The 25,007-nt window shown below is 67.0% G+C and carries 27 protein-coding genes and 1 other RNA gene; 10 read left to right on the top strand and 18 right to left on the bottom strand.

Going from position 1 to position 25,007, the window contains the following annotated elements:
* Positions 1 to 84: 84 nt before the first annotated feature.
* The 3 genes from DWA33_RS04565 to ffs all read right to left on the bottom strand — a co-directional run bounded on the left by DWA33_RS04565 (position 85) and on the right by ffs (position 2,575).
* Positions 85 to 405: a YbaB/EbfC family nucleoid-associated protein gene (locus DWA33_RS04565; RefSeq protein ID WP_114356916.1), complete on the bottom strand. Its 321-nt coding sequence runs from the start codon at positions 403 to 405 to the stop codon at positions 85 to 87.
* Between the two features lie 21 nt (positions 406 to 426).
* Positions 427 to 2,295, bottom strand: a complete 1,869-nt coding sequence (locus DWA33_RS04560) for a DNA polymerase III subunit gamma/tau (RefSeq protein ID WP_114356915.1) — start codon at positions 2,293 to 2,295, stop codon at positions 427 to 429.
* Positions 2,296 to 2,478: 183 nt separating this feature from the next.
* Positions 2,479 to 2,575, bottom strand: an RNA gene (ffs, locus tag DWA33_RS04555) — signal recognition particle sRNA small type.
* 175 nt (positions 2,576 to 2,750) lie between these two features.
* Between ffs and DWA33_RS04550 the strand changes: the two genes are divergently transcribed.
* The 5 genes from DWA33_RS04550 to DWA33_RS04530 all read left to right on the top strand — a co-directional run bounded on the left by DWA33_RS04550 (position 2,751) and on the right by DWA33_RS04530 (position 6,266).
* Positions 2,751 to 3,170, top strand: coding sequence for an HIT domain-containing protein (locus tag DWA33_RS04550; RefSeq protein ID WP_114356914.1), 420 nt, complete (start codon positions 2,751 to 2,753; stop codon positions 3,168 to 3,170).
* A 4-nt stretch (positions 3,171 to 3,174) separates the two neighbouring features.
* Entirely contained in the window at positions 3,175 to 4,107 is a 933-nt protein-coding gene (gene nudC / locus DWA33_RS04545) for an NAD(+) diphosphatase (RefSeq protein WP_114356913.1), read from the top strand.
* Positions 4,104 to 5,042 (top strand): sugar kinase, encoded by a 939-nt coding sequence (locus DWA33_RS04540; protein ID WP_114356912.1) that lies wholly within the window; start codon positions 4,104 to 4,106, stop codon positions 5,040 to 5,042. The genes nudC and DWA33_RS04540 overlap by 4 nt, the downstream gene beginning before the upstream one ends.
* 183 nt (positions 5,043 to 5,225) lie before the next feature.
* Positions 5,226 to 5,405, top strand: coding sequence for a hypothetical protein (locus DWA33_RS04535; protein WP_147270220.1), 180 nt, complete (start codon positions 5,226 to 5,228; stop codon positions 5,403 to 5,405).
* Positions 5,406 to 5,420: 15 nt separating this feature from the next.
* The gene (locus DWA33_RS04530; protein WP_114356910.1) at positions 5,421 to 6,266 is read left to right on the top strand and encodes a hypothetical protein; all 846 of its coding nucleotides are present in this window, start codon (positions 5,421 to 5,423) and stop codon (positions 6,264 to 6,266) included.
* A 79-nt stretch (positions 6,267 to 6,345) separates the two neighbouring features.
* Here DWA33_RS04530 and DWA33_RS04525 read toward each other — a convergent pair whose 3' ends face one another.
* A complete protein-coding gene (locus DWA33_RS04525) occupies positions 6,346 to 6,783 on the bottom strand; it encodes a cupin domain-containing protein (protein WP_114356909.1) in 438 nt (145 codons plus the stop codon).
* A complete protein-coding gene (gloB, locus tag DWA33_RS04520; protein WP_114356908.1) occupies positions 6,780 to 7,547 on the bottom strand; it encodes a hydroxyacylglutathione hydrolase in 768 nt (255 codons plus the stop codon). The genes DWA33_RS04525 and gloB overlap by 4 nt, the downstream gene beginning before the upstream one ends.
* 179 nt (positions 7,548 to 7,726) lie before the next feature.
* Between gloB and DWA33_RS04515 the strand changes: the two genes are divergently transcribed.
* A complete protein-coding gene (locus tag DWA33_RS04515) occupies positions 7,727 to 8,500 on the top strand; it encodes a class I SAM-dependent methyltransferase (RefSeq protein ID WP_114356907.1) in 774 nt (257 codons plus the stop codon).
* An 89-nt stretch (positions 8,501 to 8,589) separates the two neighbouring features.
* Here DWA33_RS04515 and DWA33_RS04510 read toward each other — a convergent pair whose 3' ends face one another.
* The 5 genes from DWA33_RS04510 to DWA33_RS04490 form a co-directional block, all read right to left on the bottom strand.
* Positions 8,590 to 9,282 (bottom strand): DUF4167 domain-containing protein, encoded by a 693-nt coding sequence (locus DWA33_RS04510; RefSeq protein WP_114356906.1) that lies wholly within the window; start codon positions 9,280 to 9,282, stop codon positions 8,590 to 8,592.
* A 453-nt stretch (positions 9,283 to 9,735) separates the two neighbouring features.
* The gene (prmC, locus tag DWA33_RS04505; RefSeq protein WP_114356905.1) at positions 9,736 to 10,605 is read right to left on the bottom strand and encodes a peptide chain release factor N(5)-glutamine methyltransferase; all 870 of its coding nucleotides are present in this window, start codon (positions 10,603 to 10,605) and stop codon (positions 9,736 to 9,738) included.
* Positions 10,602 to 11,687, bottom strand: coding sequence for a peptide chain release factor 1 (prfA, locus tag DWA33_RS04500; RefSeq protein ID WP_114356904.1), 1,086 nt, complete (start codon positions 11,685 to 11,687; stop codon positions 10,602 to 10,604). The genes prmC and prfA overlap by 4 nt, the downstream gene beginning before the upstream one ends.
* Positions 11,688 to 11,741: 54 nt before the next feature.
* Positions 11,742 to 14,009 (bottom strand): phosphoenolpyruvate--protein phosphotransferase, encoded by a 2,268-nt coding sequence (gene ptsP / locus DWA33_RS04495; RefSeq protein WP_114356903.1) that lies wholly within the window; start codon positions 14,007 to 14,009, stop codon positions 11,742 to 11,744.
* 332 nt (positions 14,010 to 14,341) lie between these two features.
* Positions 14,342 to 15,595, bottom strand: a complete 1,254-nt coding sequence (locus DWA33_RS04490; protein WP_114356902.1) for an aspartate kinase — start codon at positions 15,593 to 15,595, stop codon at positions 14,342 to 14,344.
* A gap of 190 nt (positions 15,596 to 15,785) precedes the next feature.
* On the opposite strand from DWA33_RS04490, the gene ubiG reads away from it, so the two are divergent.
* On the top strand, positions 15,786 to 16,547 hold the full coding sequence (gene ubiG / locus DWA33_RS04485) for a bifunctional 2-polyprenyl-6-hydroxyphenol methylase/3-demethylubiquinol 3-O-methyltransferase UbiG (protein WP_114356901.1): 762 nt from the start codon (positions 15,786 to 15,788) through the stop codon (positions 16,545 to 16,547).
* A gap of 106 nt (positions 16,548 to 16,653) precedes the next feature.
* On the opposite strand, the gene DWA33_RS04480 is transcribed toward ubiG, so the two are convergent.
* Positions 16,654 to 17,478, bottom strand: a complete 825-nt coding sequence (locus tag DWA33_RS04480; RefSeq protein ID WP_114356900.1) for an MBL fold metallo-hydrolase — start codon at positions 17,476 to 17,478, stop codon at positions 16,654 to 16,656.
* 159 nt (positions 17,479 to 17,637) lie between these two features.
* Here DWA33_RS04480 and DWA33_RS04475 point away from each other — a divergent pair, with 159 nt between their 5' ends.
* Positions 17,638 to 18,537 (top strand): EamA family transporter, encoded by a 900-nt coding sequence (locus DWA33_RS04475; RefSeq protein ID WP_114356899.1) that lies wholly within the window; start codon positions 17,638 to 17,640, stop codon positions 18,535 to 18,537.
* On the opposite strand, the gene DWA33_RS04470 is transcribed toward DWA33_RS04475, so the two are convergent.
* The 5 genes from DWA33_RS04470 to DWA33_RS04450 all read right to left on the bottom strand — a co-directional run bounded on the left by DWA33_RS04470 (position 18,538) and on the right by DWA33_RS04450 (position 21,687).
* Positions 18,538 to 18,975 (bottom strand): EamA family transporter, encoded by a 438-nt coding sequence (locus DWA33_RS04470; protein WP_114356898.1) that lies wholly within the window; start codon positions 18,973 to 18,975, stop codon positions 18,538 to 18,540.
* 221 nt (positions 18,976 to 19,196) lie between these two features.
* Entirely contained in the window at positions 19,197 to 19,691 is a 495-nt protein-coding gene (locus tag DWA33_RS04465; RefSeq protein WP_114356897.1) for a DUF1178 family protein, read from the bottom strand.
* Positions 19,688 to 20,563, bottom strand: coding sequence for a carbon-nitrogen hydrolase family protein (locus DWA33_RS04460; RefSeq protein ID WP_114356896.1), 876 nt, complete (start codon positions 20,561 to 20,563; stop codon positions 19,688 to 19,690). The genes DWA33_RS04465 and DWA33_RS04460 overlap by 4 nt, the downstream gene beginning before the upstream one ends.
* Complete coding sequence (gene grxC, locus DWA33_RS04455; RefSeq protein WP_114356895.1) at positions 20,560 to 20,835, bottom strand: glutaredoxin 3; 276 nt, start codon at positions 20,833 to 20,835, stop codon at positions 20,560 to 20,562. Before grxC ends, DWA33_RS04460 begins: the two co-directional genes overlap by 4 nt.
* 42 nt (positions 20,836 to 20,877) lie before the next feature.
* Complete coding sequence (locus DWA33_RS04450) at positions 20,878 to 21,687, bottom strand: ComF family protein (protein ID WP_114356894.1); 810 nt, start codon at positions 21,685 to 21,687, stop codon at positions 20,878 to 20,880.
* A 107-nt stretch (positions 21,688 to 21,794) separates the two neighbouring features.
* Here DWA33_RS04450 and DWA33_RS04445 point away from each other — a divergent pair, with 107 nt between their 5' ends.
* Both DWA33_RS04445 and DWA33_RS04440 read left to right on the top strand, forming a co-directional pair.
* Positions 21,795 to 22,094 (top strand): hypothetical protein, encoded by a 300-nt coding sequence (locus DWA33_RS04445; protein ID WP_114357059.1) that lies wholly within the window; start codon positions 21,795 to 21,797, stop codon positions 22,092 to 22,094.
* A gap of 25 nt (positions 22,095 to 22,119) precedes the next feature.
* Positions 22,120 to 22,944 carry a methyltransferase domain-containing protein gene (locus tag DWA33_RS04440; protein WP_114356893.1) on the top strand — a complete coding sequence of 275 codons (825 nt, stop codon included), beginning with the start codon at positions 22,120 to 22,122 and terminating at the stop codon, positions 22,942 to 22,944.
* Positions 22,945 to 23,072: 128 nt separating this feature from the next.
* Here DWA33_RS04440 and DWA33_RS04435 read toward each other — a convergent pair whose 3' ends face one another.
* Both DWA33_RS04435 and argJ read right to left on the bottom strand, forming a co-directional pair.
* Positions 23,073 to 23,474, bottom strand: coding sequence for a (deoxy)nucleoside triphosphate pyrophosphohydrolase (locus tag DWA33_RS04435; RefSeq protein WP_011156162.1), 402 nt, complete (start codon positions 23,472 to 23,474; stop codon positions 23,073 to 23,075).
* Between the two features lie 199 nt (positions 23,475 to 23,673).
* The gene (gene argJ, locus DWA33_RS04430) at positions 23,674 to 24,915 is read right to left on the bottom strand and encodes a bifunctional glutamate N-acetyltransferase/amino-acid acetyltransferase ArgJ (protein ID WP_114356892.1); all 1,242 of its coding nucleotides are present in this window, start codon (positions 24,913 to 24,915) and stop codon (positions 23,674 to 23,676) included.
* Between the last annotated feature and the right edge of the window lie 92 nt (positions 24,916 to 25,007).

The raw sequence follows: 25,007 nt of genomic DNA, 5'->3' as shown, positions 1-25,007 counted from the left end.
TCCGTGGATTGATCAGACGCGACGAGGCAGCGTTGCCGCCGCCGAGGCGCGGCGCTCTGCCGCGAATCGAGAAGGCCGGAGAGACTAACCCAGGCCGAGCCCAGGCGGCAGGCCGAGGCCGCCGGTCAGCGCCTGCATCTTCTCCTGCATCGCGGCTTCGGCCTTGCGGTGCGCGTCGCCATGCGCCGCCACCAGCAGATCTTCGAGGACTTCGCGCTCGTCGGCCTTGATCAGCGACGGATCGATCGAGATGCCGCGCACCTCCATCTTGGCGCTCATCCGCACCTTGACGAGGCCGCCGCCGGACAGGCCTTCGACCTCGATTCCGTCGAGCTCGGCCTGCATCGCCTTCATCTTCGATTGCAGCTGGGCCGCTTGCTTCATCATGCCGAGAAAATCAGCCATGATCGGTTTCCTTTCAGATCGCTAATCGTCGTCGATTTGCTCGGAGGGATCGTCCATTTCAGACTCGATCTCCACCGGCTCGGAGGCGAGCCGCCGTACCGTCAGCTTGGCGCCGGGAAAGCGAGCCAGCACTTCCTGCACCCGCGGATCGTTCTCCGCGGCGCGCTCGCGCTCGTTCTGCTGCGCCATGTTCTGCTGGCGCAGGGTCGGCTGGCCGGGCTCGTTGGACACGATCACGGTCCAGCGCCGCCCGGTCCATTGCTCCAGCTTGCGGCCGAGTTCGTTGATCAGGCTGCGCGACGCGGTCGGCTCCAGCGCCAGTTCGAGCCGTCCGTCCTCGATTCGCACCAGCCGCACGTCGGCTTCGAGCGCCAGCCGGGTCATCACGTCGCGCTTCTCCGACGCCAGCGCGACGAGCTGCGGAAACGTGGTGACCTTCAGCGCCGGCGGTTCGGGTTCGGGCGGCGGCGCGCTGACCGGCGAGCGGGCGGCACCATCGAGACCGCCGCGCAGCATGGTCGGCGCAGGTGCGGTGCTCATGGTCGGCGCGCTGCGCAGCATTGCCGCACTGGGAGCGGACAAGACCGGGGCGGACGCCAGCGCAGCAGATGCACCGCCGCGGCCGCTGCTGCCGCCACCGCCCGGGCTCGCCGGCGCATCGCCGCCGCCGCTCTGCTGCAGCATCCGCAGCGCTTCGTCCGGGGTCGGCAGATCGGCCGCATAGGCGATCCGCACCAGCACCATCTCGGCCGCCGCGGCCGGGCGGGTCGCGCCCTGTACCTCGGCGATGCCCTTCAGCAGCATCTGCCACATCCGCGACAGCACCCGCATCGACAGCTTGGTGGCGAATTCGCGGCCGCGCAGCCGCTCGGCCTCGCCGAACGCGACGTTGTCGGCGATCGCCGGCACGATCTTCACCCGCGTGACGAAATTCACGAACTCCGCGAGATCGGACAGCACCACCACCGGATCGGCGCCGGTGTCGTATTGGTCGCGGAATTCGGCGAATGCCGCGGCGATATCGCCGCGCGCCAGCGCGTCGAACAGCTCGATCACCCGGGTGCGATCGGCAAGCCCGAGCATCTGCCGCACCGCGTCGGCGCGCACTTCACCCGCGGCATGCGCGATCGCCTGGTCGAACAGCGACAGCGAATCACGCACCGAGCCTTCGGCCGCGCGGGCGATGATGCCGAGCGCTTCCGGCTCGACTTCGACGCCTTCCTTCTGGGCGATGTTCGACAGATGGTTCATCAGCACGTCGGCCTCGACCCGGCGCAGGTCGAAGCGCTGGCAGCGCGACAGCACCGTCACCGGCACTTTCCGGATCTCGGTGGTGGCGAACACGAATTTGGCGTGCTCCGGCGGCTCCTCCAGCGTCTTCAGAAAGGCATTGAACGCCGCCGTCGACAGCATGTGGACTTCGTCGATGATGTAGACCTTGTAGCGGGCCGATGCCGGGGCATAGCGCACGCTGTCGTTGATCTGGCGGACGTCGTCGACGCCGGTGTGCGAGGCGGCGTCCATCTCCAGCACGTCCATGTGCCGGCTTTCCATGATCGCCTTGCAGTGCACGCCGTGCACCGGCATGTGGATGCTCGGCCCCTTCACCGAGCCGTCCGGCAATTCGTAGTTCAGCGCCCGCGCCAGGATGCGCGCCGTGGTGGTCTTGCCGACGCCGCGGACGCCGGTGAGAATCCAGGCCTGCGGAATCCGGCCCGTATCGAACGCATTGGAGACGGTGCGCACCACCGCCTCCTGGCCGATCAGATCGTCGAAGCTGCTCGGGCGATATTTCCGCGCCAGCACCCGATAGGCGCCGGCCGGCGCGCTCATGCTGCCCGGCTGCTCGGGGGCAGCGTTCGGTGTCGCGGAAAGGCCAGAGTCACTCATCGGTCGGTCCGCAATGCTGCGTCAGTGGGGCGGGCTTGCGGAAGGGAGCGGGGCGCGCGCGACGGGGCAGGATCATGTGGCTGGCCCGGAACACCCTCACACCGGACCGGCATCTGCCGATCCTGATCCACCTTCGTCCGGCCGCGGGCCCCGAAGCCGGGGGCAGTGCGGCCGAAAAATGAAGTAGGAGACTGACGAGCGACCCGATCCAGACCTCGTTAGGGCTGCTTCCTTCCGGACCTGACCCGGTTGGCGAGAGGCTCGTCCACCGCCAATCTCCCGGTGCCTATTTGGCGCCAAACCGAACCGAATGCAAGTCGCCGGTCGCGGCCTTGGACCTTCGGCTAGGTGGCGCTTCCGCCGGTCCGGGCGGCTTGGTATGACTGCGGGGCGGCCGTGCGCCGTCCCGCCACAGACAAGAGCCCACGCTCCCGCAACGGGCCGATGGAACCGCAATGTCCTCCTCCGACTGGTCGCTGAGCCCACGGCTCGAACAAGACACCATCAACATCGGCGACCTGCCGCTCAGCCGCGTGCTCGTGATCAAGGACGCGCATTATCCGTGGCTGCTGCTGGTGCCGCGCCGGTCCGGCGCGAGCGAGATCATCGACCTCGACGAGGTGGCGCAGGCGCAGCTGATGACCGAGATCGCGCGCGTGAGCCGGGCGCTGAAGGAGGTCACCCAATGCGACAAGCTCAATGTCGCGGCGCTCGGCAATCTGGTGCCGCAGCTTCACGTCCACATCATCGCCCGCCGTTCCAGCGACGCCGCCTGGCCGCGGCCGGTGTGGGGCGTGATGCCGCCACTGGCGCACGATGCCGAAGAGGTGCAGCAGTTCATCAACCTGCTCCGCCGCAAGATCTGGCTGAGCTGAGCCGATGAGCACGCCTTTCCCGCTCGGCCGGCCCGCTTTCGTCACCGATGTGCTCGACCGCGCCGCGCATCTGCGCGGCAACGACGCCAGGCTGATGGCGCTGGAGGAGCGCGGCGACACCCGCGCTTACGTGGTGCATCGCGATTCGCTGCTGGTGAAGCATGAACCCAACGGCCCGCGCGCCGAACTGACCATCAAGGAAGCGCTGGCGCTCGGCGCCAATGCCGGTACGATCTTCCTCGGCCTGCGCGGCGGCGCGGCGGTGTTCGGGATGGGGATCGGCGCCCCGGCGGCCGACAAGCTGGCCGGCCGGCCGGATGCCGGACTCGCCGAGCTGCGCGGCCTCGCGATGCAGGGCGTGCTGCCGGTCGAGCAGCTCTCGGCGATCGCGATGGCGAAATCGCTGGTCAACTGGCATCAGCGCCACGGCTATTGCGCCAATTGCGGCGCCCGAACCGCGATGGCGCAAGGCGGCTGGAAGCGCGATTGCCCGTCGTGCAAGGCCGAGCACTTCCCGCGCACCGATCCGGTGGTGATCATGCTGGTCACCGACGGCGAGCGCTGTCTGCTCGGCCGCCAGAAGCAGTTTCCGGCCGGGATGTATTCGTGCCTCGCCGGCTTCGTCGAGGCGGCCGAGACGATCGAAGACGCGGTTCGCCGCGAGATCGTCGAGGAGTCCGGCATTCTGTGCACCGACGTGCGTTACTACATGACGCAGCCGTGGCCGTATCCTTCGTCGCTGATGATCGCCTGCACGGCGACCGCCACCACCGACGCCATCACCGTGGATCGGACGGAACTTGAAGACGCGCGGTGGTTTTCCCGTGACGAGGCGGCGCAGATGCTGAAGCGCGAGCATCCCGACGGATTGTTCGGGCCGCATCCGTTTGCGATCGCGCACCATCTGCTCGGCCGCTGGCTGGAGGACGTGACATGAGCCAAACTGCCAAGCGCAAGCCGCGCGTGCTGTGCATCGGGATTCCGGTGCGCGACCTCACCTTCCGGATCGAGGCGGTGCCGGGCCGCGGCAACAAGGTGCCGGCGAGCTCGTTCGGCGAAATCTGCGGCGGCAATGCGCTGAACGCCGCGATCGGGATCGCCCGGCTCGGCGGCGAGGCTCAGATGTGCGGCCCGATGGGCGACGCCGACGAGGCCGCGGCGCGATTCATCTTCGACAAGCTCGGCGAGGAAGGCATCGGCTCGAACCACCTCGTCCACATGCCTGGGCTGGTGACGCCGATCTCGGCGGTGCTGGTCGATCCGACCGGCGAACGCACCATCGTCACCTTCCGCGATCCCGGGCTGTGGAAGGTCACGCTGCCGGACGCCGAGACGCTGCTGAAGGACTGCGACGCGATCCTCACCGAAAGCCGCTGCTCCAGCTTCGCGACGCCACTGTGCGCCGAGGCGACGCGGCGCGGCATCCCGGTGGTGGTCGACGTCGACAACGCGATGGCGATGAACGAGGGCCTGCTGACCGCGGCTTCGCACCTGATCTGTTCGGCCGAGGCGCTGCACGCCACTGCCGGCACCGACGACGACGCTGCGGCGTTGAAGAAGCTGGCGACCCTCACCCACGCCTTCGTGGCGGTGACGCGCGGCCCGAAGGGCACGCTCTGGCTCGACGACAAGCAGCAGTTCCGCGAGACCCCGGCGTTCCCGGTGCATTCGGTCGACACCCTCGGTGCCGGCGACATCTTCCACGGCGGCTTCACGGTGGCGTTCGGCGAAGGCCAGGACATCGCCCACGCGCTGCGCTTCGCCTCCGCCGCCGCAGCGCTGAAATGCACCCGCCCCGGTGGCGCCTTTGCCTGCCCAACCCGCGCCGAGGTCGACGACCTGCTGGCGAAATCGCCGGTGGGTGCGCTGTAACCAGACACCATAGGCCGCTGGCGCCTTCAAATTTTTGTCGCCAGGCCGATGTCGTTAACGATATTTTCCAGTGCTTAGCAGAGCATGCGGACCGCGGCGGCTTGCAGACCGATTCGGCACATGCGATGGTTCGAGGAACAAATCGGGTCCAAAGCGCATTTCCTGGGTCGTTGGGAGAGTTGGATGCTCGTCACCATGAAAAGCTCGGAACTTTTCGACCAGCTGGTCGAGATCGCCGATGGTGACGCTCGCCTTGTCGAGGATGCGGTTCGAAACTGCGCCTCGGGGCCCAGCGGCGAGGCCGATTTGAAAGACGTGGTTCAGTACATTCTGGATCACCTTCCAGAGCCACTGGCGGCGTAAGGCCGCAATTGCACAATGACTGCGATCTGGACGACCGCAGCCATTGTCGCCCTGCTGCTACCCGGCATATTCTTTTTCATTGGCGTCGCGAGCTACGAACGGGTCTCCCGTGAGGTCATTCGAAGCGGAGCGGTGAGCGAACTCGCTCTCGCGATGCTGTTCTCGATCGGAATCCACGTCGTCCTTCTCTCCACGTTGAGCGCTTTTGGATTCCGCTTGAGCGCCTTCATCGCTCCGTTGGCTCAATACGCCGACATCTCGCACGTCGAGCTGGTCGATCGCGTGACCAGCAAATTGCTGCCTACCGCGCTGTATCTCATCGCCTCCACATTATGCGGGGGCGCACTCGGCGTTCTGGTGGCGGTCGGAATCGTGAGCGGACCGCTACGCGGCCTCGTCAAACACAAATGGGTTTACGACCTGATCGACCGAGATCGGCGGCGCGGGATCACGACTGTCTACGTGATGACCACGACACAGGAAGACAACAAGGTCCTGATGTATCGCGGACGGCTGCACGAGTTCTTCATGCTCGAAGGCGGCAAGATTTCTTACGTCATCCTCAAGGACTGCGCGCGGTACTACATGAATTTCGCAGACGTCGACCTTCCCACCGGGCAGCAGCTTGATATCTTTCGCGGCACCCCCGCGCAGCGCCGCGTCTGGGACTACCTGATGATCGACGGCGGCAACATCGCCAACATCCTGTTCGACCCGAGCGCGCAAACCATCAAGGCGACCGAAGAAGGAACGAAAGCCCTGCGCGCCGCCGTCAAGGCTCGCCGAGAGGCTTCAGAAAAGGCAGGGAATACTGTTTCCCCGCCCTCTTCCACCACGACGAAGCCAGAACCGCCAACTTAGCCGGGAAGGCATCGACAACGACGGAGTCGCGACCAGCGCGCACGATGGACGACGTGAGATGTTGGCGACCGCCGTGACTTCATGTCGCCGGCTCCCAACCCGGCGGCGCCAGTTCGAAGCCGGCGAAATCGAAGCCCGGAGCGACGGTGCAGCCGACCAACGTCCAGTCTCCGGTGGACGATGCCGCCTGCCAGGCGTGCGGCGGCACGATCGCTTGCGGCTGCTGCCCGGCGCCGAGATCGGCGCCGAGCATCACCACGCGAGCACCGTCGTCGGCGGCGATCTGCAGCGTGAGCGCCGCGCCCGCGTAGTAGTGCCAGACCTCGACCGCGTCGATCCGGTGCCAGTGCGAGCGTTCGCCCGCACGCAGCAGGAAGTGAATCGCCGTCGAGTAGCTGCGGCCGCCGGCGTCGCAGCGGGGATCACGGAACGTCTCGCGATAGTGCCCGCCTTCCGGATGCGGCTGCAGACCAAAACGCGCGATCACCTCGGCAGCGCTGAGCGACATCGCGTTCATCCGTTGTTCTTGCGCTCGCGCAGCTCGCCGAACACGTCGGCCGCGGGCGAACCCGACAGACCGACCGCATCGGCGACCGACGGCACGTCGGCGCGCAGGAACACGTTGGCCTGCTTCTCCTCGCCCAGAGTCACCGGGATCGTCGGCTTGCCCTCGGCGCGCAGCGTTTCGACCTGCTTGGCGCGGGCCTGCAGGGCGGCGTTGCCGGGCTCGATGCCGAGCGCGAATTTGACGTTGGAGGCGGTGTATTCGTGGCCGCAATACAGCCTGAAGTCGTCTGGCAGCGCCCGCAGCTTCAAAAGCGATTCCCACATCATCGGGTAGGTGCCCTCGAACACCCGGCCGCAGCCGATCGAGAACAGCGTGTCGGCCGCGAACAGCGCGCGATCGTCCTCGAACACATAGGAAATGTGGTCGAGGGTATGGCCGGGCGTTTCCAGCACCCGCACAGTGAGATCGCCGATCCGGACGAAATCGCCCTCCTGCAGCCGGACGTCGACGTCGGCGATCTTGGCGTTGGCGTCGTGCGGCGCATGGACGCGGCACTGATACTTGGCCTTCAACGCGGCGATGCCGCCGACGTGATCGCCGTGATGATGCGTGACCAGGATGTCGGTCAGCTTCCAGCCTTCTTTGTCGAGCGCCGCGATCAGCGGGCCCGCTTCCGGCGCGTCGATCGAGGCGGTGGCACCGGTGGCCGGATCGTGGACCAGATAGCCGAAATTGTCGGTAAGGCACGGAACGATGCGGATGTCGGCGGGCATGAGATCTCCGGAAAACTGGAAGCGGCAGGAGCGTGCCCGGCGCCGTGTCTGTCGCCGGCGTCACGCAGAGCGAAATCCTAACATGGGGCGGACCGAGACGAAATGAAGCGGTCACAGCCTCGTAAACCAAGCAGGGGGCAGCTTTGCCGGACCGTACGGCGCCATGATAAACAATCATCATGACCATCGACGTCGTCGACCTGCGGGAGTTCTACAGTAGCCGGCTCGGCATCGTGGCACGACGGCTGATCAATCGCGGCATCCAGTCTCGTTGGCCGGATGCGCGCGGCGATCGCGTGCTCGGCTTCGGCTATCCGACGCCGTATCTCGGCCTGTTCCGCGACCGCTGCGAGCGCTGCATCGCCTTCATGCCGGCTGCCCAGGGTGTGCTGAAATGGCCGACTGCGCGGTCGACGCTCTCCAGCCTGGTCGACGAGCACGCGCTGCCGCTGCCGGACGCCGCGCTCGACCGCATCCTGCTGGTGCACGCGCTGGAGATGTCGGACGATCCCGAGCGTCTCTTGCGGGAGGTGTGGCGGGTGCTGGCGCCGACCGGGCGACTGCTGGCGGTGGTGCCCAATCGCCGCGGCGTCTGGGCGCGGCTCGACAACAATCCGTTCGGACACGGCCGCCCCTATTCGCGCTCGCAGGTCGCCGACCTGTTGCGGCGGACTTGGTTCACACCCACCGCCTGGAGCGAGGCGCTGTTCGTGCCGCCGCTGGCACAGGGCTGGCTGCTGCGTTCGGCACCGGCCTGGGAGCGGATCGGCGCGGCCACTTCCCTGCCGTTCGCCGGCGTGCATGTGGTCGAAGCCACCAAGCAGGTGGTGCGGGCCCAGCCGGTCAAGCGCGAACGGATCCGGCTGATCCCATCTCTTGAGCCGTCGCTGGTGCCGTCCCCGACGCCGCTGCAGGCCGATCAGCCGGATGCGCCGCCGGTACTGCGTCCCTGAACCCGACAAGGCGCCCGGAACGACGAAGGCCGCACCCATGGCGCGGCCTCATCTGACGTGATCGAGCTTCGATGACCGTTCGCGGCGGCTTACTCGCCGGCGCCGGCATCCTCACCCGACGGCGCCGGGGCGGCGGCCTGTGCCGCGGCGGGCTCGCCGCGCGGACGGCGCCGACGGCGCGGCGGAAACCGCTCGCCGCCGCCATTGGCATCGAAAGCGTTGGGGCCGAGCGCCGGCTGCGGCCCGGTGATGAAGGACGGCAGGCGGTCGACGCCCTCCGCGATCGGCTGCGGCTGCTCGCGCGGAACGAATTGCGGCTGGGGGCGATGCTCGCGCGGCTGCGGCTGCTCGCGCGGCTGGTAAGGCTGCGGCTGCTCGCGCGGTTGAAACGGTTGCGCCTGCTGCACCGGCACCAAGCCGGGCTCGGCGCCGAAATTGGAAAACTCGCCGTCTTCGCCGTCGTCGGTGTCCAGCGTGTCGTTGTCAATCCGCGGCTGCGGCTGATTCTGCCGAAACTGCTCCTGGGCCGCTGCGATCAGCCGAAAGTAGTGCTCGGCGTGCTGATAGTAGTTTTCAGCCGCGACAGGATCGCCCGAGGAGCGGGCGTCGCGGGCGAGCTGGACGTATTTCTCGGCGATGTGAGAAGCGGTGCCGCGGATCTTGATATCGGGACCGTTCGATTCGAACACCCGGGTCATCGGATTCTGGCCGCGTCGATTGTTGTTGTTATTGCCGCCGTTATTCCGGTTACGCAGCCGCTTATTGTTCTGCCCGTTTCTCATGTCCTACCTTCTTACCGAACCTCTTTTGCAAGGCATGGCTGCGCCTGACGCAGGTCACACTACGCCTCTTCGAACAGTCCTTCAGTCTGTGGTCGCTTAGTGCCGTATGTCGCGCTCAACAAAGACGCGTTCCCCAACTCCGGCGGGCCGTCGTGCCGCGCCCAGCCAGACCAACTCAATGAGCCTGTGCAACGAGGCTCAGCTTCTCGCGCGTGAGGTCTTCAAGCGTGAATCGTTCAGGCTTTCGTTCGCTTTGCGGTCGAAAGCTGCGCGGCTACCGGCCTATCGCGCTTGATCGAAACCGCACTATGGAACCCTTTCGGTCAGGGGCTCTCGTAGAGAACAACAGATCCCCGCTGCACCGCGGGGCCAGCCGCTCTGACCGATATCTGGTGCGGAACGTAGTCGCTCTCGGTCGATATTCCAAGCGGTTTTTTGCAATTTGTTCCGATATCACGCGACTGCGAGACGCCCGGTCACGGACCGGAAAATCCCTGACAAATCAGCCCGGAACGGGTCGGAGACGGTTAACCCCGCAGCCTGCATCAGGGCGCTCACGTCGGCCTCCTGGCCCTGTCCGATTTCAACCGTCAGCGCGCCGTCTGGTTGCAGCAGCCGGACCGATTCGGGGATGATTTTCCGGTAGGCGTCCAGCCCGTCGGCGCCGCCGTCCAGCGCCCGGCGCGGATCGTGCTCCCGCACCTCGCGGTCGAGCGCCGCAATCTCAGTACCTGGAATATACGGCGGATTGGAGACGATCAGGTCGAAAGGGCCGCGCAGCGCCGCAGTGTAGTCGCAGGCGACGAAGCAGACGCGATCGGCAAGACCGAGGCGCTGCGCGTTGCAGCGTGCAGTGCGAAGCGCGCCAAGGCTGATGTCGGTCGCGACGCCGACGGCATCGGGCCGTTCGTAGAGCAGCGCCAGCAGGATCGCGCCGCTGCCGGTGCCGATATCGAGAATCCGCGGCGCGGCTGCACCTCGTTCGGCGAGAAAAGCGAGTGTTGCCTCGACCACCGTCTCGGTGTCCGGCCGCGGCACCAACGTGTCGGCCGACAACTCGAACGGCAGTCCCCAGAACTCGCGCATCCCGAGGATGCGGGCCACCGGCTCGCCGCCAAGCCGCCGGGCTGCGAACGACTGCAGCCGCTCGATCTGCTGATGCGTCAGTACGCGGTCGGCTTGCGTAATCAGCCCGGTGAGATCGAGCCCGGTGACCTCGCCGACCAATAACCTGGCATCGAGCGCAGCGGACTCGATCGCCGCGTCCTGAAACTGCCGGGCGAGACGACGACGCGCGGACGCGACCGTCGGCGCGTCGCTCACGCTGCGTTGCCCTGCTCGGCGAGCTGCGCTGCCTGGTGCTCGGTGGTGAGCGCGTCGATCAGTTCGCCCAATGCTTCGCCGGCGATCACTTGCGGCAGCTTGTACAACGTCAGATTGATCCGGTGATCGGTGACGCGGCCCTGCGGGAAGTTGTAGGTGCGGATGCGTTCGGAGCGATCGCCGGAGCCGACCTTCGCCTTGCGCTCGGCGGACCGCGCCGCGTCGAGCCGTTGCTGTTCGGCGTCGTAAATCCGCGACCGCAGGATGTTCATCGCCGAGGCGCGGTTCTTGTGCTGGGATCGGCTGTCCTGCATCATCACCACGATGCCGGTCGGCAGATGGGTGATCCGGATCGCCGATTCGGTCTTGTTGACGTGCTGACCGCCGGCGCCCTGCGCCCGCATCGTCTCGATCCGCAGGTCCTCCTGCTTGATGTCGACGTCGACGTCCTCGACCTCCGGCAGCACCGCGACGGTCGCGGCCGAGGTGTGGATGCGCCCCTGCGTTTCGGTGTCGGGCACGCGCTGAACCCGATGCACGCCGGATTCGAACTTCAGCTTGGCGAACGCGCCGCGGCCCTTCACCTCGGCGATGATTTCCTTGAAACCGCCCACCGTGCCTTCGCTCGCCGAGATCACCTCGACGCTCCAGCCCTGCAAGCCCGCGAACTTCTCGTACATCCGGAACAGGTCGCCGGCGAACAAAGACGCCTCGTCGCCGCCGGTGCCGGCGCGGATTTCCAGCATCACGTTACGCTCGTCCATCGCGTCCTTCGGCAGCAGCGCGATGCGGATCTGCTGGATCAGTTCGTCGCGATGGGCGTCGAGCGCATCGCGCTCGGCCTCGGCCATGGTCCGCATCTCCGGCTCGGTCGCCGGATCCTCCAGCAGTTCATCGATCTCGCCGAGCTCGTCGCGGACCTGGCGATAGCTCTTCACCGCCTCGACCAGCGGATTCAGCTCCGACAACTCGCGGGTGATGCGGACGTAGTCCTCGGCGCCGACCTGGCCCATCAACTGCGCTTCGAGCGCGGCGTGATGCGCGAGGAGGATGTCGAGCTTGGCTTCGGGCAGTGTGGACATGGACGATCTCGGATCAACGCGGAAACGGCGAAGCGGGCAACAGCAGCCGCGTCGCTACAAGGCGAGCTGATGCGCCTCGGCGAATGCGGTCAGCTGATCGCGGATCGACACGCTGCCGGCCGGCGCGTCGAGCAGCGGGCCGATCATCGCCTCGGCCTTGGCGAGGTCGAGACCGAGAATCATCGCCTTCACCGGACCATGCGCCAGCGCCGAGACCGACAGCGAGCGGTAGCCGATCGCGATCAGCGCCAGCGCCGCCAGCGGTTGCGACGCCATCTCGCCGCACAGCGACAGCGAGCGCTTCGCCGCCCGCGCTTTGCGGACAATGTCGCGCAGCGCCCGCAGGATCGGCGCCGACAGCGTGTCGAACCGCTCTGACACTTTCGAGTTGCCGCGATCGACCGCGAACAGGAACTGGAACAGGTCGTTGGAGCCGACCGAGACGAAGTCGGCACGCTTGAACAGCTCGTCGAGCTGATACAGCAGCGCCGGCACTTCCAGCATGGTGCCGACGTCGACCCGTTCCGGAAGGGTGTGGCCGTGCTGGCGCAGATAGGTCAGCTCGCGTTCGACGATGGTCTTGGCGGCGTCGAACTCGGCAACCTCCGAGATCATCGGAAACATCACCCGCAGGTAGCGCCCGGCGGCGGCGCGCAGCAGCGCGCGGATCTGGCTGCGCAGCAGGCCGGGCCGGTCGAGCCCGAGCCGGATCGCGCGCCAGCCCAGCGCCGGATTCTCCTCGACCACCGTCTCCATATAGGGCAGCGCCTTGTCGCCGCCGATGTCGAGGGTGCGGAAGGTCACCGGCTTGCTGCCGGCAGCGTCGAGCACGGCGCGATACAGCGCCAGCTGATCGGACGAGCGCGGCAGGCTCTGCCCGACCATGAATTGCAGTTCGGTTCGGAACAGGCCGATGCCGGACGAGCCGGTGTCTTCGATATGCGGCAGGTCGATGGTCAGGCCGGCATTGATCATCAGGTCGATCGGCTGACCGTCCTTGGTGACGCAAGGCAGGTCGCGCAGCGCCGAATATTGAGCCTGACGCCGGGCGCGGAACCGCACCCGCTCGGCATAGGCCGATTCGATCTCCGCCGACGGCCGCACATAGATCGAGCCCGAGGTGGCGTCGACGATGATGGCGTCGCCCGGATCGGCGATGCCTGGCGCGTTCGGCACCTCGCCGACCGCGGCGATTCCAAGCGCCCGCGCCACGATCGAGACGTGGGAATTGGCGGTGCCTTCCTCCAGCACCAGGCCGCGCAGCCGCTTGCGGTCGTAGTCGAGCAGCGCCGCCGGGCCCATCGAGCGGGCGATCAGGATGGCGTTGTCGGGCAGCTGCTCGCGCGACGGCGCATGATCCTGGCCGACCAGCTGGCGCATCAGCCGGTGGCCGAGGTCTTCGAGATCGTGCAGCCGGTCGCGCAAATACGGATCGGTCGAGCGCAGCATCCGCGCCCTGGTGTCAGACTGCACGCGCTCGACCGCGGCTTCGGCGGTGAGACCGGTGGCGACCGCCTCGTGCAGCTTGTGCGACCAGCCGTGGTCGTTGGCGAACATCCGATAGGCTTCGAGGACGTCGCGATGTTCGCCGCCTTCGGCGAAGTCGCCGCGCTCCAGCATCCGGTCGAGGTCGGCGCGCAGCTTCGCCAGCGCGGTGTCGAGCCGCTTGATTTCCTTCGGCAGGTCTTCGGCAATGTAATTGGTGATGACGACGCGCGGCTCGTGCAGCACGACATGGCCGAGCGCGATGCCGTCCGATAGCACCGCGCCGGTCTTGTGGATCGAGTGCCGCGCCGCCGGCTCGGCGCCGGGCTGCGCCAGCGCCGACAATTCGCCCGAGGCGATCATCTCGGCGAGCACCATCGCGGTGGTCTGCAGCGCCTCGACTTCTTCCTCGACATAGGTGCGCTTGGCGCGGTTCTGCACCACAAGCACACCGAGCGTATTGCCGGCGCGGAGAATCGGCACGCCGAGGAACGAGTGGTAGATTTCTTCGCCGGTCTCGGGCCGGAATGAAAACGCCGGATGGCTTTGCGCATCCGACAGGTTCAGCGGCGTCGCCTCCGAGGCGACCAGACCGACCAGGCCTTCATGCGCGTTCAGCACGGTGCGGTGCACCGCCTCGCGATTCAGGCCTTCGGTGGCGTAGAGCTCGAGGGTGTTGTCGATCCGCAGCACATAGACCGAGCACACCTCGGCCACCATGTTGGCAGCGATCAGCACCACGATCTTGTCGAGGCGCTCCTGCGCGGAGACCTGCTCCGCCATGGTTTCGCGGAGCCGTCTCAGCAAGACGCGGGGGCCGCCCGACGTGCTCCGCATGGGTCGCAATCTCCTCTGCGAGCCTTGCCCTCGGGCGCGCCGCAGCGCCAGCGGAAAAGCTCTAAAAACCTTCACGGTTCGGCGTTGATCCGAACCCGAGCCGAGGGCTCGGCACGGCGGGCTTCGCGCACCTACGAGCGGCAGCACGAGGCCTCGAATGTCCCTAGCCGAACCTTCGCGACGCAACAAAGCCGGCATTGCCAGCCGGCCGGCCGGCACGTCCCGCCGCTCAGGCCGTATAGCGAATTGAGGCTTGATTTGCCAAGCAAAACGCCTGCCAGCCGAGCTGGCGTCGGCCGCCGCGCGCGATCTCAAATCACCGAAAAATTGTTCTAAACTTGATCCAGCCCATAGAGCGTATGCAGCGTCCGCACCGCGAGTTCGGTGTAGGCCGCATCGATCAGCACCGAGAACTTGATTTCCGAGGTGGTGATGGCGCGGATGTTGATGTTGCGCGCCGCGAGCGCGGCGAAAGCCTGGGCGGCGACGCCGGCGTGGCTGCGCATCCCCGAGCCGATCACCGACACCTTGGCGACGTCGGTCTCGCTGTCGAAGCGGGCATAGCCGATCTTGTCCTGCGCCGAGGTGATGGTCTGCTTGGCGCGGGCGAAGTCGGCGGCCGGCACCGTAAAGGTCAGGTCGGTGGTCTTGCCGTCTTCGGAGACGTTCTGCACGATCATGTCGACGTTGATGTTGGCATCCGCCAGCGGCCCGAAGATCGACGCCGCCACGCCCGGCTTGTCCTCGATCCGGCGCACCGAAATCTGCGCCTCGTCCTTGGAAAAGGCGATGCCGGTGACGACGTGGTTCTCCATGGAGTCCTCCTCGCTGCTGATCAGCGTGCCCGGCGGCGTGCCGTGCGGATCGATATCTTCGGGCTTGTCGAAACTGGAGCGGACGAAGATCGGCATGTTGTGGACCATGCCGAGTTCGACCGAGCGGACCTGCAGCACCTTGGCGCCGAGCGAGGCCAGCTCCAGCATCTCCTCGAACGACACCTTGTCGAGCCGGCGCGCCTTCGGCACCACCCGCGGATCGGTCGTATAGACGCCGTCGACATCGGTGTAGATGTCGCAGCGATCGGCCCTCAGCGCCGCCGCGATCGCCACCGCCGAAGTGTCGGAGCCGCCACGGCCGAGCGTGGTGATCCGGCCGGTCTCGGCATGGATGCCCTGGAAACCGGCGATCACCGCCACTTCCTTGCGCTCGGCGAAGCGCTTGATGATTTCGCTGCCGTCGATCTCGACGATCCGGGCCGAGGCATGGGCGTCGCTGGTGCGGATCGGGATCTGCCAGCCCTGCCAGGACCGGGCCTGAATACCGAGCGATTGCAGCGCAATTGCAAGAAGCCCCGACGTCACCTGTTCGCCGGACGCCACGACCGCGTCGTATTCGCGGGCGTCGTGCAGCGGCGAGGCTTCGGTGCACCAGGCCACCAGCTCGTTGGTCTTGCCGGACATCGCCGACACCACCACGGCCACCTCGTGGCCGGCGTCGACCTCGCGTTTGACATGGCGCGCGACGTTCTGGATGCGCTCGATATTGGCGACGGACGTGCCGCCGAATTTCATCACCAGCCGGCCCATGACGAATAGTGCAATCCTTGGAGACAACGAGTATTGATGGCGCGGAATCCGTCAGGCGGGAGCCGCGTGGCGCGTATACACAGCGTCGCGGTTTCGGGCAAGCAAGGGCGTTACGGCTGCGGAACTGGCGCAACCCGCCCGTCGCTCGCCGGGCGGAGAGGCAAGGACATTGAGGAGCACCGCTCACCCCATGGCACTGCAACCCGAGTCCCCGAGCCAGCCGGCCTCGACCGTCGATCCGGCCGAGATCGCGAAATTTTCCAAACTGTCGGCCGAGTGGTGGGACCCCACGGGGCGGATGGCGCCGCTGCACCGGATCAACCCGCTGCGGATCAGCTTCATCCGCGATGCCGCCTGCCGCAAATTCGAGCGAAATGCCAAGAGCCTGAGCTGCCTCGAAGGTCTGCGGATGCTGGATATCGGCTGCGGCGCCGGCCTGCTGTGCGAGCCGTTCACCCGGCTCGGCGCCCAGGTGATCGGAATCGACCCCTCCGCCACCAACATTGCGGCCGCCAAGCTGCACGCCGACAAGTCGCATCTGTCGATCGACTACCGCAACGTCATGGTCGAGGAGATCGACCCGCGTGAGCGGTTCGACATCGTGCTGGCGATGGAGGTGATCGAGCACGTCACCGACGTCGGCGCGTTCCTGTCGCGCTGCGCGGCGCTGATGAAGCCCACCGGCATGATGGTTGTGGCGACTCTGAACCGCAATTGGAAGAGCTTCGCGCTCGCCATCGTCGGCGCCGAATATGTGATGCGCTGGCTGCCGCGCGGCACCCATCAATGGGACAAGTTCGTCACCCCGGCCGAGCTCGAGCAGCACCTCAACCGGCTCAAGCTCACCGTCACCGAGCAGTCCGGCCTGGTGTTCAATCCGCTCGCCGACCGCTGGAAGCTGTCACCCGACATGGACGTCAACTACATGATGGTCGCCGAGCCGGCGCCGTAGAAATCCGTGGAATGGGTTAGCGCTCAGCGCGTAACCCACCGATTCCACATCGCGGTTCCGAAGATGGTGGGTTACGGCGCTACGCGCCTGACCCACCCTACGATCCTCACACACCCTTCAAAATGATCACCGTCGGCACGCTCGGCAGAGCGTCGCGCGAGATCCGCAAGCTGCGCTCGCTGCGTTGATCGATCGCGAAGGACGCGCCGATCCGCTGCATGAAATCCTCCAGCGGCGTCATGAAGCGGTGCATCGGCAACACTACCGATGCGCGCAGGCGCCGGGTGATATCCGACATGCCTTCGAGCGACAGCGTGTAGCTGCCGTCGATCGGCACCATCACGATGTCGAGCCGGCCGATCGCGGCGATGTGGCTGTCGTCGAGCGTAGTGTGCAGATGGCCGAGATGGCCGATGCACAGCCCGGCGACCTCGAAGATGAAGATCGAATTGCCGTCCTTGATCATGCCGCCGGAACCGTCGTCGAAGCGGAAACGGCGGATGTCGGTGGTCACGTTGCGGATCATCGCGTCGCCGACCCGCAACCGGACGCGCGCCGCCTCGCCGTTCTCGCCCCAGCCGTGCAGCACGTGGGCGATCGCCGGATCGGGGGCCAGCGTGTAGTGGGTGGAATGCGCCCGGTTCATGGTGACGACGTCGGGAACGCGGCCGGTTTCGTAGCTGCCGCTGTAGTCGGTGGCGATCATCACGCCACCCGGGGTTTCGATCGTGTAGGTGGAGTGGCCGCGATAGGTGATCAGCACCTGCTCGGTCGCGGCGGTCCGGCGCAGGCTGACCGGCGTCGCCCGGGGCGGTGCGCTGGCCATCGCCAGACATTCGCTGCCGCGGAAGCCGTCCTGCGCCGATGCCGCCGCTGCCGATCCCACCGCGGCAACCACCACCGCCACGATCCACTTCAAGGTCCGCGCCATGCGATGCTCCCTCGGAAGCCGTTGCGACGATCATCCGTGCGACCTGCTCGCAGAGTGTAGCGGCAAACCGGCATCCCGCAATGCAGGCATGAGCCGGTTCCGGTTGACCGCGGCGGACCCGATCGCCGAGGGTGCGGCGTCCCTTCTGCCACCCGTGCCATGTTCACCGTCGCCTCACTCTGGATTCCCTTCACGCTCGTCGCTGCGCTCGGCCAGGTCGCGCGCAACGCGATGCAGCGTTCGCTGACCGGACCTCTCGGCACCTGGGGCGCCACCAATATCCGGTTCCTGTTCGGCTTCCCGTTCTCGCTGCTGTTCTTCGCCGGCGTGATCGCGGCGACCGGGGACAGCGTAACTTGGCCGGGTCTCGAATTCTGGCCGTGGCTGCTGCTCGGCGCGCTGTCGCAGATCGCCGCCACCGGGATGATGCTGGCGGCGATGAACGAACGCTCGTTCGTCGTCACCACCGCGTATCTGAAGACCGAGGCGATCCAGACCGCGATCTTCGGCTTCGTGTTTCTCGGCGATCACCTGAACCTGTGGAAGGTCGTGGCGATCCTGATCGCGACCGTCGGCGTCGTCGTCACAGCGCTGCGCCCGGGCGCCGCCCGCGGCCTCGTCAGCCTCCGGCCGACGCTGCTGGGCCTTGGCGCCGCCGCGGCCTTTGCGCTGTCGGCGGTCGGGTTTCGCGGCGCGATCATCGTGGTGCCGGACGTGACCTTCGTCACCGCCGCGACCTTCACCCTGGTGTTCGCGCTCGGAGTGCAGACTCTGGTCCTGACGATCTATCTGCTGGCGCGGGCGCCGCAGGTGCTGCGCGACATCCTGCGGCTATGGCGACCGTCGATGCTGGCCGGCTTCATTGGCGCGGCGGCATCGCAGTTCTGGTTCCTGGCGTTTGCGCTCACTGCCGCCGCCAATGTCCGCACTTTGGCGCTGATCGAGGTGCTGTTCGCGCAGGCCGTAGCCTACTACTCGTTCAAGCAGCCGGTGGCGCCACGCGAGATCATCGGCATCGTCCTGATCGTGCTCGGCGTCGCGCTGCTGGTCGCGGTGTGATTACTTCAGCGCGATGATCACCGCGCCGGCGGCGATCAGCGCGATGCCGATCCACTCCGTACCCGACGGCCGCTCGCCGAGAAACAGCACGCCGAACACCACCACCAGCACCACGCTGAGCTTGTCGATCGGCGCCACCAGGCTGGCCGGCCCGAGCTTCAGCGCCCGGAAGTAACACAGCCACGACGCCCCGGTGCACAGCCCGGACAGGATCAGGAACAGCCAGGTCTTGCCGCTGATCGGCCCGTCCGTGACCAGCTTTCCGGTCGCCGCCAGCAACCCGCCGAGCGCCACGAGCACCACCACGGTCCGGATGAAAGTGGCGAGATCCGAATTGATGTCCGTCACGCCGACCTTGGCAAAGATCGCCGTCAGCGCCGCGAACACCGCCGACAGCACCGCCCAGAATTGCCAAGTGAGCAGGGTATCTGGGTTCACAGTGGCGTCTCCAGCGAGCTACTTGGCACCCAAACCTCTCGCTCGTCGTTCCGGGGCGCGCGAAGCGCGAACCCGGAACCCATAACCCCTGAGCCCGCTTCGTGGACGAAGTAACAGCCGCCTCGCGTCACAACCGACGCTGCGGCGTATGGATTCCGGGCTCGCGCTTCGCGCGCCCCGGAATGACAAAAGAAAGCATGAGGCTAGCTACAACCAAGAGGTCAATTCCGATCGTCCGGCAGCACCGGCAGCGGCGCCACTTCGATGCCTTCTTCGATCAGCGCCTTGGCTTCGGTCGGCGAGGCTTCGCCGTAGATCGGACGGTGCTCGATATCGCCGTAGTGCATGGCGCGCGCCTGATCGGGGAAGCGTTCGCCGACATTGTCGGCGGTCTTGACGATGTGGTCGCGCAGTTCCTTGAGCTTGGCGCGCAGCTCGCGCTCCTGCGCCATCAGCAGCGACGTCGACGAATCTGCGGACGCGGTCTCGACCGGGAGGTTGGCCGCGGCAGGTTCGGCGGCGACCGGCTCGGGCGCGCGGCCACGGCCCTTCTTGCCGACGATCTGCGGCGCCATGATCGCCTTTTCGACCTTCACCGAATTGCATTGCGGGCAGCTCACGAGCTTGCGCCGGACCTGGGACTCGTAGGCCGATGAGCTCTGAAACCAGCTCTCGAACAGGTGGCCTTTGTCGCAGCGCAGGCTGTAGCGAATCATGACGGCCGGACCAGATGCAGATGTCCGGCGCCGGCTTTCGGATCAGCGACGGTGAAGCGGCGGCCGTGCTGCAGCGACGGGATCTTGCCGCGTGCTTTCGCCACCTCGTCCGGCTCGATCCGCGCCATGATGAAGCCGGGCTCGATGCCGCCCTCGGCCAGCACCTTGCCCCATGGATCGATGATCAGCGAATGGCCGAAGGTCTCGCGCTTGTTCTCGTGCAGGCCGCCCTGCGCCGCGGCGAACACGAAGCAGCCGTTCTCGATCGCACGGGCACGCAGCAGCACGTGCCAATGCGCCTCGCCGGTCGGCTTGGTGAACGCCGCCGGCACCGCCAGGAACGACGCGCCGGCTTCGGCGAGCGCCCGGTACAGCGCCGGAAACCGCAAGTCGTAGCAGATCGTCAATCCGATCCGGCCCCACGGCAGATCGGAGATCACCGCGGTCTCACCCGGCTGGTAGCTCGCCGACTCCCGGTAGCTCTCACCGTTGCCGAGATCGATGTCGAACATGTGGATCTTGTCGTAGCTCGCCAGGATCGTGCCGTCGGGGCCGATCAGGAACGAGCGGTTGACCGCGCGCTCCGGCGAGGCGCGCAGCGCCAGCGAGCCGATGTGCAGATGGATGTTCAGGTCGCGCGCCAGCTCGCGATACGCCTTCAACGAAGCGTCGCTGTCTTCATCGGCGAGCTGGGCGAACAGCGCTTGGCGGTTGAGCTGCATCATGTTGCTCACCTCGGGGGTGAGCACGTAGTCGGCGCCGGCCGCGGCCGCCTCCCGGATCAGCCGGATGCCCTGCTCGAGGTTGGGCTCCGGCGCCAGACCGCTGCGCATCTGCACCAGGGCGGCATTGAACGGCACCGCGCCGGTCATGACGCCGCCTTCTCGCCGGCGAGCAGCGCGTCGAGCTTGCCCTCGCGGTCGAGCGCATAGAGATCGTCGCAGCCGCCGACGTGGTAATCGCCGATGAAGATCTGCGGATAGGTGGCGCCGGGGCCGACGCGCTCGTCCATCTTCACCCGATAGCCCGGATCGACATAGACGTCGTATTCGGTGAACGTCGCCTTTTTGCGGTTCAGCAACGATTTCGCGGCGCTGCAATAGCCGCAGCCGGGGCGGGTGAAGATTTCGATCGCTGCGGGCATTCAGGCTCCGTTTGGTTGCCGGGGATGGGCGCAAGGAGCGGATTATATGGGGGATTTCAGCGCATCGACAACCCGCGCGAAGACCAGCACGTCGACCGAGACCGCTCGCGCCCGCAGCAGCGCACGGGCGCAGGCATCGACGGTGGCACCCGAGGTCAGCACGTCGTCGATCAGAACGATCCGCCGTCCCTGGATCTCGGCCTTGCGGTCCGCCGGAACCTTGAACGCCCCCTGCACATTGGCGGCCCGCTCGGACCGCGACAACCCGATCTGATGTGCGGTCGGCCGCACCCGCTGCAAAGCCTCGACGGCGACCGGCAGCTTGGCCTGCCTGCCGATCACCCTGGCCAGCGCGCCGGACTGGTTATAGCGGCGCGAGAAACCGCGGCGCCAATGCAGCGGCACCGGTACGAGCAGGTCGGCGTCGGCCAGCAGCGGCCGCCCGGCATGGGCCATCCAACGCCCCATCGTCGGGGCCAGATCGGTGCGGTCGTGGAACTTCAGGCCGTGCACCAGCGCCTTGGCGATGTCGTCGTAGCGGACCGCGGCGCGGGCGCGGGCGTAGGCCGGCGGGTCGGCGATCGCCTGCATCGACAGCATCCCGGGCCCGGGATCATAGACGAACGGGATTCCGAGCTTCTCGCAATAGGGCGGCGCGATGAACGACAGTTGCGCCCAGCAGCGCGCACACAGGCCGTCGCCGGCGACCGGCTCGCGGCAGGCGACGCACAGCGTCGGCAGCGCCAGATCGAGCGCAGCCCGGACGGCGCGCGACCACATCCGGCGCAGCCCCCGGGTTGCGGCGATATAGCCACCCAGCCCCCGGACCCGATCGATCGCGTCTGCACGCATAACGCGAAACTAGCGCACACATCACAACCGTCAAGGCCAATAACCCTGTAGTGCCAGCCGCCGAAAAAGCGCACAACACCCGGCGAATCCTCATTCGGGAGATCGCCGTGTCCGAGCCCACCGACAAGTCCGCCGACATCACCTATCTGGACATTCCGACCGCGCCGCACGTGTATTTCGACATCGCCCCGGCGCACGGGGTGATCGCCAACGGCGTCGAAGTCGAGCTGGCGGCGCGCACCCTGAATCCGCTGACGGACGGCTCGGTCGAGGTCAAGTTCGTCACCACCGCGCGGCTGCGCTGCAGCCAGGCCGGCGCGCTGCACTTGCGCAACGCGCTGGATGCGGTGCTGAAGATGTTCGAAGCCTCGCAGCAGAGCCCCGCCGCGGCCTCCAAGCTGAACTGATCGCGGCTCGACGATTTGATCTGCCATGCCTGACTTGACGCCGATCCTGTTCGAGCGCCGCGTGCTGGCGGCCCGGCTGCAGCGCGCCGCGGCGCTCGGGCCGGTGCGCTTCCTGCTCGACCGCGTTGCCGACGAGATGGACGAACGGCTGCACGCGGTGCTGCGCGAGTTCACCGCCACCGCCGATCTTTGGACGCCCGGCGAACTGACGCTGCAGCGGTTTCCCGACCTCGTTCACGTCGCCATCGACCCGTCCGGCAGCGAAGCGCTGCCGTTCGCGCCGGACTCGCTCGACCTCGTGGTATCGGCGCTGGCGCTGCAATTCGCCAACGACCTGCCGGGCGTACTGGCGCAGCTTCGCCGTGCGCTGAAGCCGGACGGCCTGTTCCTCGCCGCGCTGACCGGCGGCGACACCCTGACCGAGCTGCGCCAGGCGTTCGCCGCAGCCGAGGCCGAGATCGAAGGCGGGGTGTCGCCGCGGGTCGCGCCGGCCGCGGATTTGCGCGATCTCGGCGCACTGCTGCAGCGCGCCGGCTTCGCGCTGCCGGTCACCGACGTCGACCGCGTCGTGGTGCGCTACGACCATGCGTTCGCACTGATGCAGGATCTGCGGCGGATGGGCGCCACCAACGTGCTGATCGAACGCCGCAAGACGCCGCTGCGCCGCGCCACGCTAAGCCGCATGGCCCAGATTTACGCCGACCGCTTCAGCGACCCCGACGGCCGCATCCGCGCCACCTTCGAGATCGTATGGCTGTCCGGCTGGTCCCCGCACGAAAGCCAGCAGCAGCCGCTGAAGCGCGGCTCGGCGAAGGTGAGTTTGGAAGAGGCGGTGAAGGGAAAGCGCTGAACAGCCTGCCCCCGTTTCAGGCTCTTGCTTTTGTCTATCTCGGTCATCGCCGGGCTCGACCCGGCGATCCATCCCTCTTCGCAAGATGATGGATGCGCGGGTCAAGCCCGCGCATGACTCCTCGGATTTTACATCAGCAATTCGATCAGCGGCGGGATCAGCGGCAGGTCCGCCGGTGGCATCGGGTAGTCGCGCAGCTTGTTGGCCCGGACCCAGGCGAGCTCCTGGCCCTCGCGCGGCATCGCCAGGCCTTCCCAGCGCCGGCAGACATACAGCGGCATCAGCAGGTGAAAGTCCTCGTAGGCATGGCTGGCGAAGGTCAGCGGCGCGAGGCACGCTTCTTTCACGGTGATGCCGAGCTCTTCGTCGAGCTCGCGGATCAGCGCCGCCTCCGGGCGCTCGCCGGGATCGAGCTTGCCGCCGGGAAACTCCCACAAGCCGCCGAGCTGCTTGTGCTTCGGCCGCTGCGCGATCAGCACGCGATTGTCGGCATCGATCAGCGCCACGGCGACGACGAGCAGGAGGTTCATGCCGCGCCCCCGATGGGACGCACGACGCCGACAACACTCCCGGCGTCATGCCCCGCGAAGGCGGGGCATCCAGTATTCCAGAGCGCTTGCGAAAAACCACGAGCGGCACGGCGTACTGGGTCGCCCGCCTGCGCGGGCGATGACGGCTGGAGGTGTGGCGACGCCGCTTTCACATTGGACCGCCTGAAGGCCCCGCCGATCACGACCGGTAGTCGCCGTTGATCGCGACGTATTCCTTGGTGAGGTCGCAGGTCAGCACCCGGTCGCGGCCTTTGCCGAGGCCGAGGGCGACCTTGATCTGAATCACCGGCTTCTTCATCTCGGCCGAGACTTCCTTCTCGTTGTAGGACGGATCGCGCGCGCCGGCTTTCGCCACGCGGATACCGTTGAACGAGATCGACAGCTTGTCGCGATCGGCCGGCTCGCCGGCTTTGCCGACCGCCATCACCACCCGGCCCCAATTGGCGTCCTCACCGGCGATCGCGGTCTTGACCAGCGGCGAATTGGCGATCGACAGCGCGATCTTGCGGGCCGAGACCTTGGTCTTGGCGCCTTCGACGATGATCTCGACCAGCTTGCGGGCGCCTTCGCCGTCGCGCGCCACCTGCTCGGCGAGATCGGCCAGCACCGCGTTGAACGCCTTGACGAACGCCTTCAGCCGCGGATCGGAGGCGCGCGAAATCTTCGGCGCGCCGTTTTCGGCGGCCGCGCCGGTGGCGAACGCCAACAGCGTGTCGGAGGTCGAGGTGTCACCGTCGATGGTGACGGCATTGAAGGTGTCGGTGACGCCGGCCTTGAGCAGCGCCTGCAGGCAGGACGCCGACAGCGGCGCGTCGGTGAAGATGAACGACAGCATCGTCGCCATGTCGGGCGCGATCATGCCGGCGCCCTTGGCCATGCCGTTGATCGTCACCTTGGCCTTGCCGAGCTTGACGGTGGCGGTCGCGACCTTCGGGAAGGTGTCGGTGGTCATGATCGCCTTGGCGGCGTCCATCCAGCCGTCCGGGCCGGCATCGAGCGCCAGCGCGTCGAGCACGCCGTCGAACTTGGTGGCGTCGATCGGCTCGCCGATCACCCCGGTCGAGGCCAGGAACACTTCGGCCGGCTTGCAGCCGACCGCCTTGGCGGCGAGCTGCGCGGTCAGCGCGGTCGCCTGCTTGCCGGACTTGCCGGTGAACGCGTTGGCGTTGCCGGAGTTGACCACCAGGGCCCGGGCGCTACCGCCCTTCAGCTTGTCGCGGCACCATTCCACCGGAGCCGAGGCGCATTTCGAGGTGGTGAACACCCCGGCGACCGTGGTGCCCTTCTCCATCTCGACCAGCAGCACGTCAGTGCGGCCCTTGTAGCGGATGCCGGCCGCGGCGGTCGCGAGGCGCACGCCGGCGATCATCGGCATGGCGGGAACGTCGGTGGGAGCGAGCGGGGAGACTTTGCTGGACATCGTGCGCTTTCGGCAGGTTGTACCCCGCCGGCGCGGGAGCGGCGTTCCCCTCTCTCACAAGCTCGCGAAGATGAGAAGGAGAATTCGCGAAA

The organism is Rhodopseudomonas pentothenatexigens, assembly GCF_900218015.1.
In the GTDB taxonomy this organism is placed as follows: domain Bacteria; phylum Pseudomonadota; class Alphaproteobacteria; order Rhizobiales; family Xanthobacteraceae; genus Rhodopseudomonas; species Rhodopseudomonas pentothenatexigens.
Note: the sequence above shows the minus strand (reverse complement) of the source record. Positions and strands in the feature narration are given on the sequence as shown.

Coding starts and splice junctions, on each gene's coding strand:
- DWA33_RS04565 (WP_114356916.1), bottom strand. CDS start 405: ATGGCTGATTTTCTCGGCATGATGAAGCAAGCGGCCCAGCTGCAATCG.
- DWA33_RS04560 (WP_114356915.1), bottom strand. CDS start 2,295: ATGAGTGACTCTGGCCTTTCCGCGACACCGAACGCTGCCCCCGAGCAG.
- DWA33_RS04550 (WP_114356914.1), top strand. CDS start 2,751: ATGTCCTCCTCCGACTGGTCGCTGAGCCCACGGCTCGAACAAGACACC.
- nudC (WP_114356913.1), top strand. CDS start 3,175: ATGAGCACGCCTTTCCCGCTCGGCCGGCCCGCTTTCGTCACCGATGTG.
- DWA33_RS04540 (WP_114356912.1), top strand. CDS start 4,104: ATGAGCCAAACTGCCAAGCGCAAGCCGCGCGTGCTGTGCATCGGGATT.
- DWA33_RS04535 (WP_147270220.1), top strand. CDS start 5,226: ATGCTCGTCACCATGAAAAGCTCGGAACTTTTCGACCAGCTGGTCGAG.
- DWA33_RS04530 (WP_114356910.1), top strand. CDS start 5,421: ATGACTGCGATCTGGACGACCGCAGCCATTGTCGCCCTGCTGCTACCC.
- DWA33_RS04525 (WP_114356909.1), bottom strand. CDS start 6,783: ATGAACGCGATGTCGCTCAGCGCTGCCGAGGTGATCGCGCGTTTTGGT.
- gloB (WP_114356908.1), bottom strand. CDS start 7,547: ATGCCCGCCGACATCCGCATCGTTCCGTGCCTTACCGACAATTTCGGC.
- DWA33_RS04515 (WP_114356907.1), top strand. CDS start 7,727: ATGACCATCGACGTCGTCGACCTGCGGGAGTTCTACAGTAGCCGGCTC.
- DWA33_RS04510 (WP_114356906.1), bottom strand. CDS start 9,282: ATGAGAAACGGGCAGAACAATAAGCGGCTGCGTAACCGGAATAACGGC.
- prfA (WP_114356904.1), bottom strand. CDS start 11,687: ATGTCCACACTGCCCGAAGCCAAGCTCGACATCCTCCTCGCGCATCAC.
- ptsP (WP_114356903.1), bottom strand. CDS start 14,009: ATGCGGAGCACGTCGGGCGGCCCCCGCGTCTTGCTGAGACGGCTCCGC.
- DWA33_RS04490 (WP_114356902.1), bottom strand. CDS start 15,595: ATGGGCCGGCTGGTGATGAAATTCGGCGGCACGTCCGTCGCCAATATC.
- ubiG (WP_114356901.1), top strand. CDS start 15,786: ATGGCACTGCAACCCGAGTCCCCGAGCCAGCCGGCCTCGACCGTCGAT.
- DWA33_RS04480 (WP_114356900.1), bottom strand. CDS start 17,478: ATGGCGCGGACCTTGAAGTGGATCGTGGCGGTGGTGGTTGCCGCGGTG.
- DWA33_RS04475 (WP_114356899.1), top strand. CDS start 17,638: ATGTTCACCGTCGCCTCACTCTGGATTCCCTTCACGCTCGTCGCTGCG.
- DWA33_RS04465 (WP_114356897.1), bottom strand. CDS start 19,691: ATGATTCGCTACAGCCTGCGCTGCGACAAAGGCCACCTGTTCGAGAGC.
- DWA33_RS04460 (WP_114356896.1), bottom strand. CDS start 20,563: ATGACCGGCGCGGTGCCGTTCAATGCCGCCCTGGTGCAGATGCGCAGC.
- grxC (WP_114356895.1), bottom strand. CDS start 20,835: ATGCCCGCAGCGATCGAAATCTTCACCCGCCCCGGCTGCGGCTATTGC.
- DWA33_RS04450 (WP_114356894.1), bottom strand. CDS start 21,687: ATGCGTGCAGACGCGATCGATCGGGTCCGGGGGCTGGGTGGCTATATC.
- DWA33_RS04440 (WP_114356893.1), top strand. CDS start 22,120: ATGCCTGACTTGACGCCGATCCTGTTCGAGCGCCGCGTGCTGGCGGCC.
- DWA33_RS04435 (WP_011156162.1), bottom strand. CDS start 23,474: ATGAACCTCCTGCTCGTCGTCGCCGTGGCGCTGATCGATGCCGACAAT.
- argJ (WP_114356892.1), bottom strand. CDS start 24,915: ATGTCCAGCAAAGTCTCCCCGCTCGCTCCCACCGACGTTCCCGCCATG.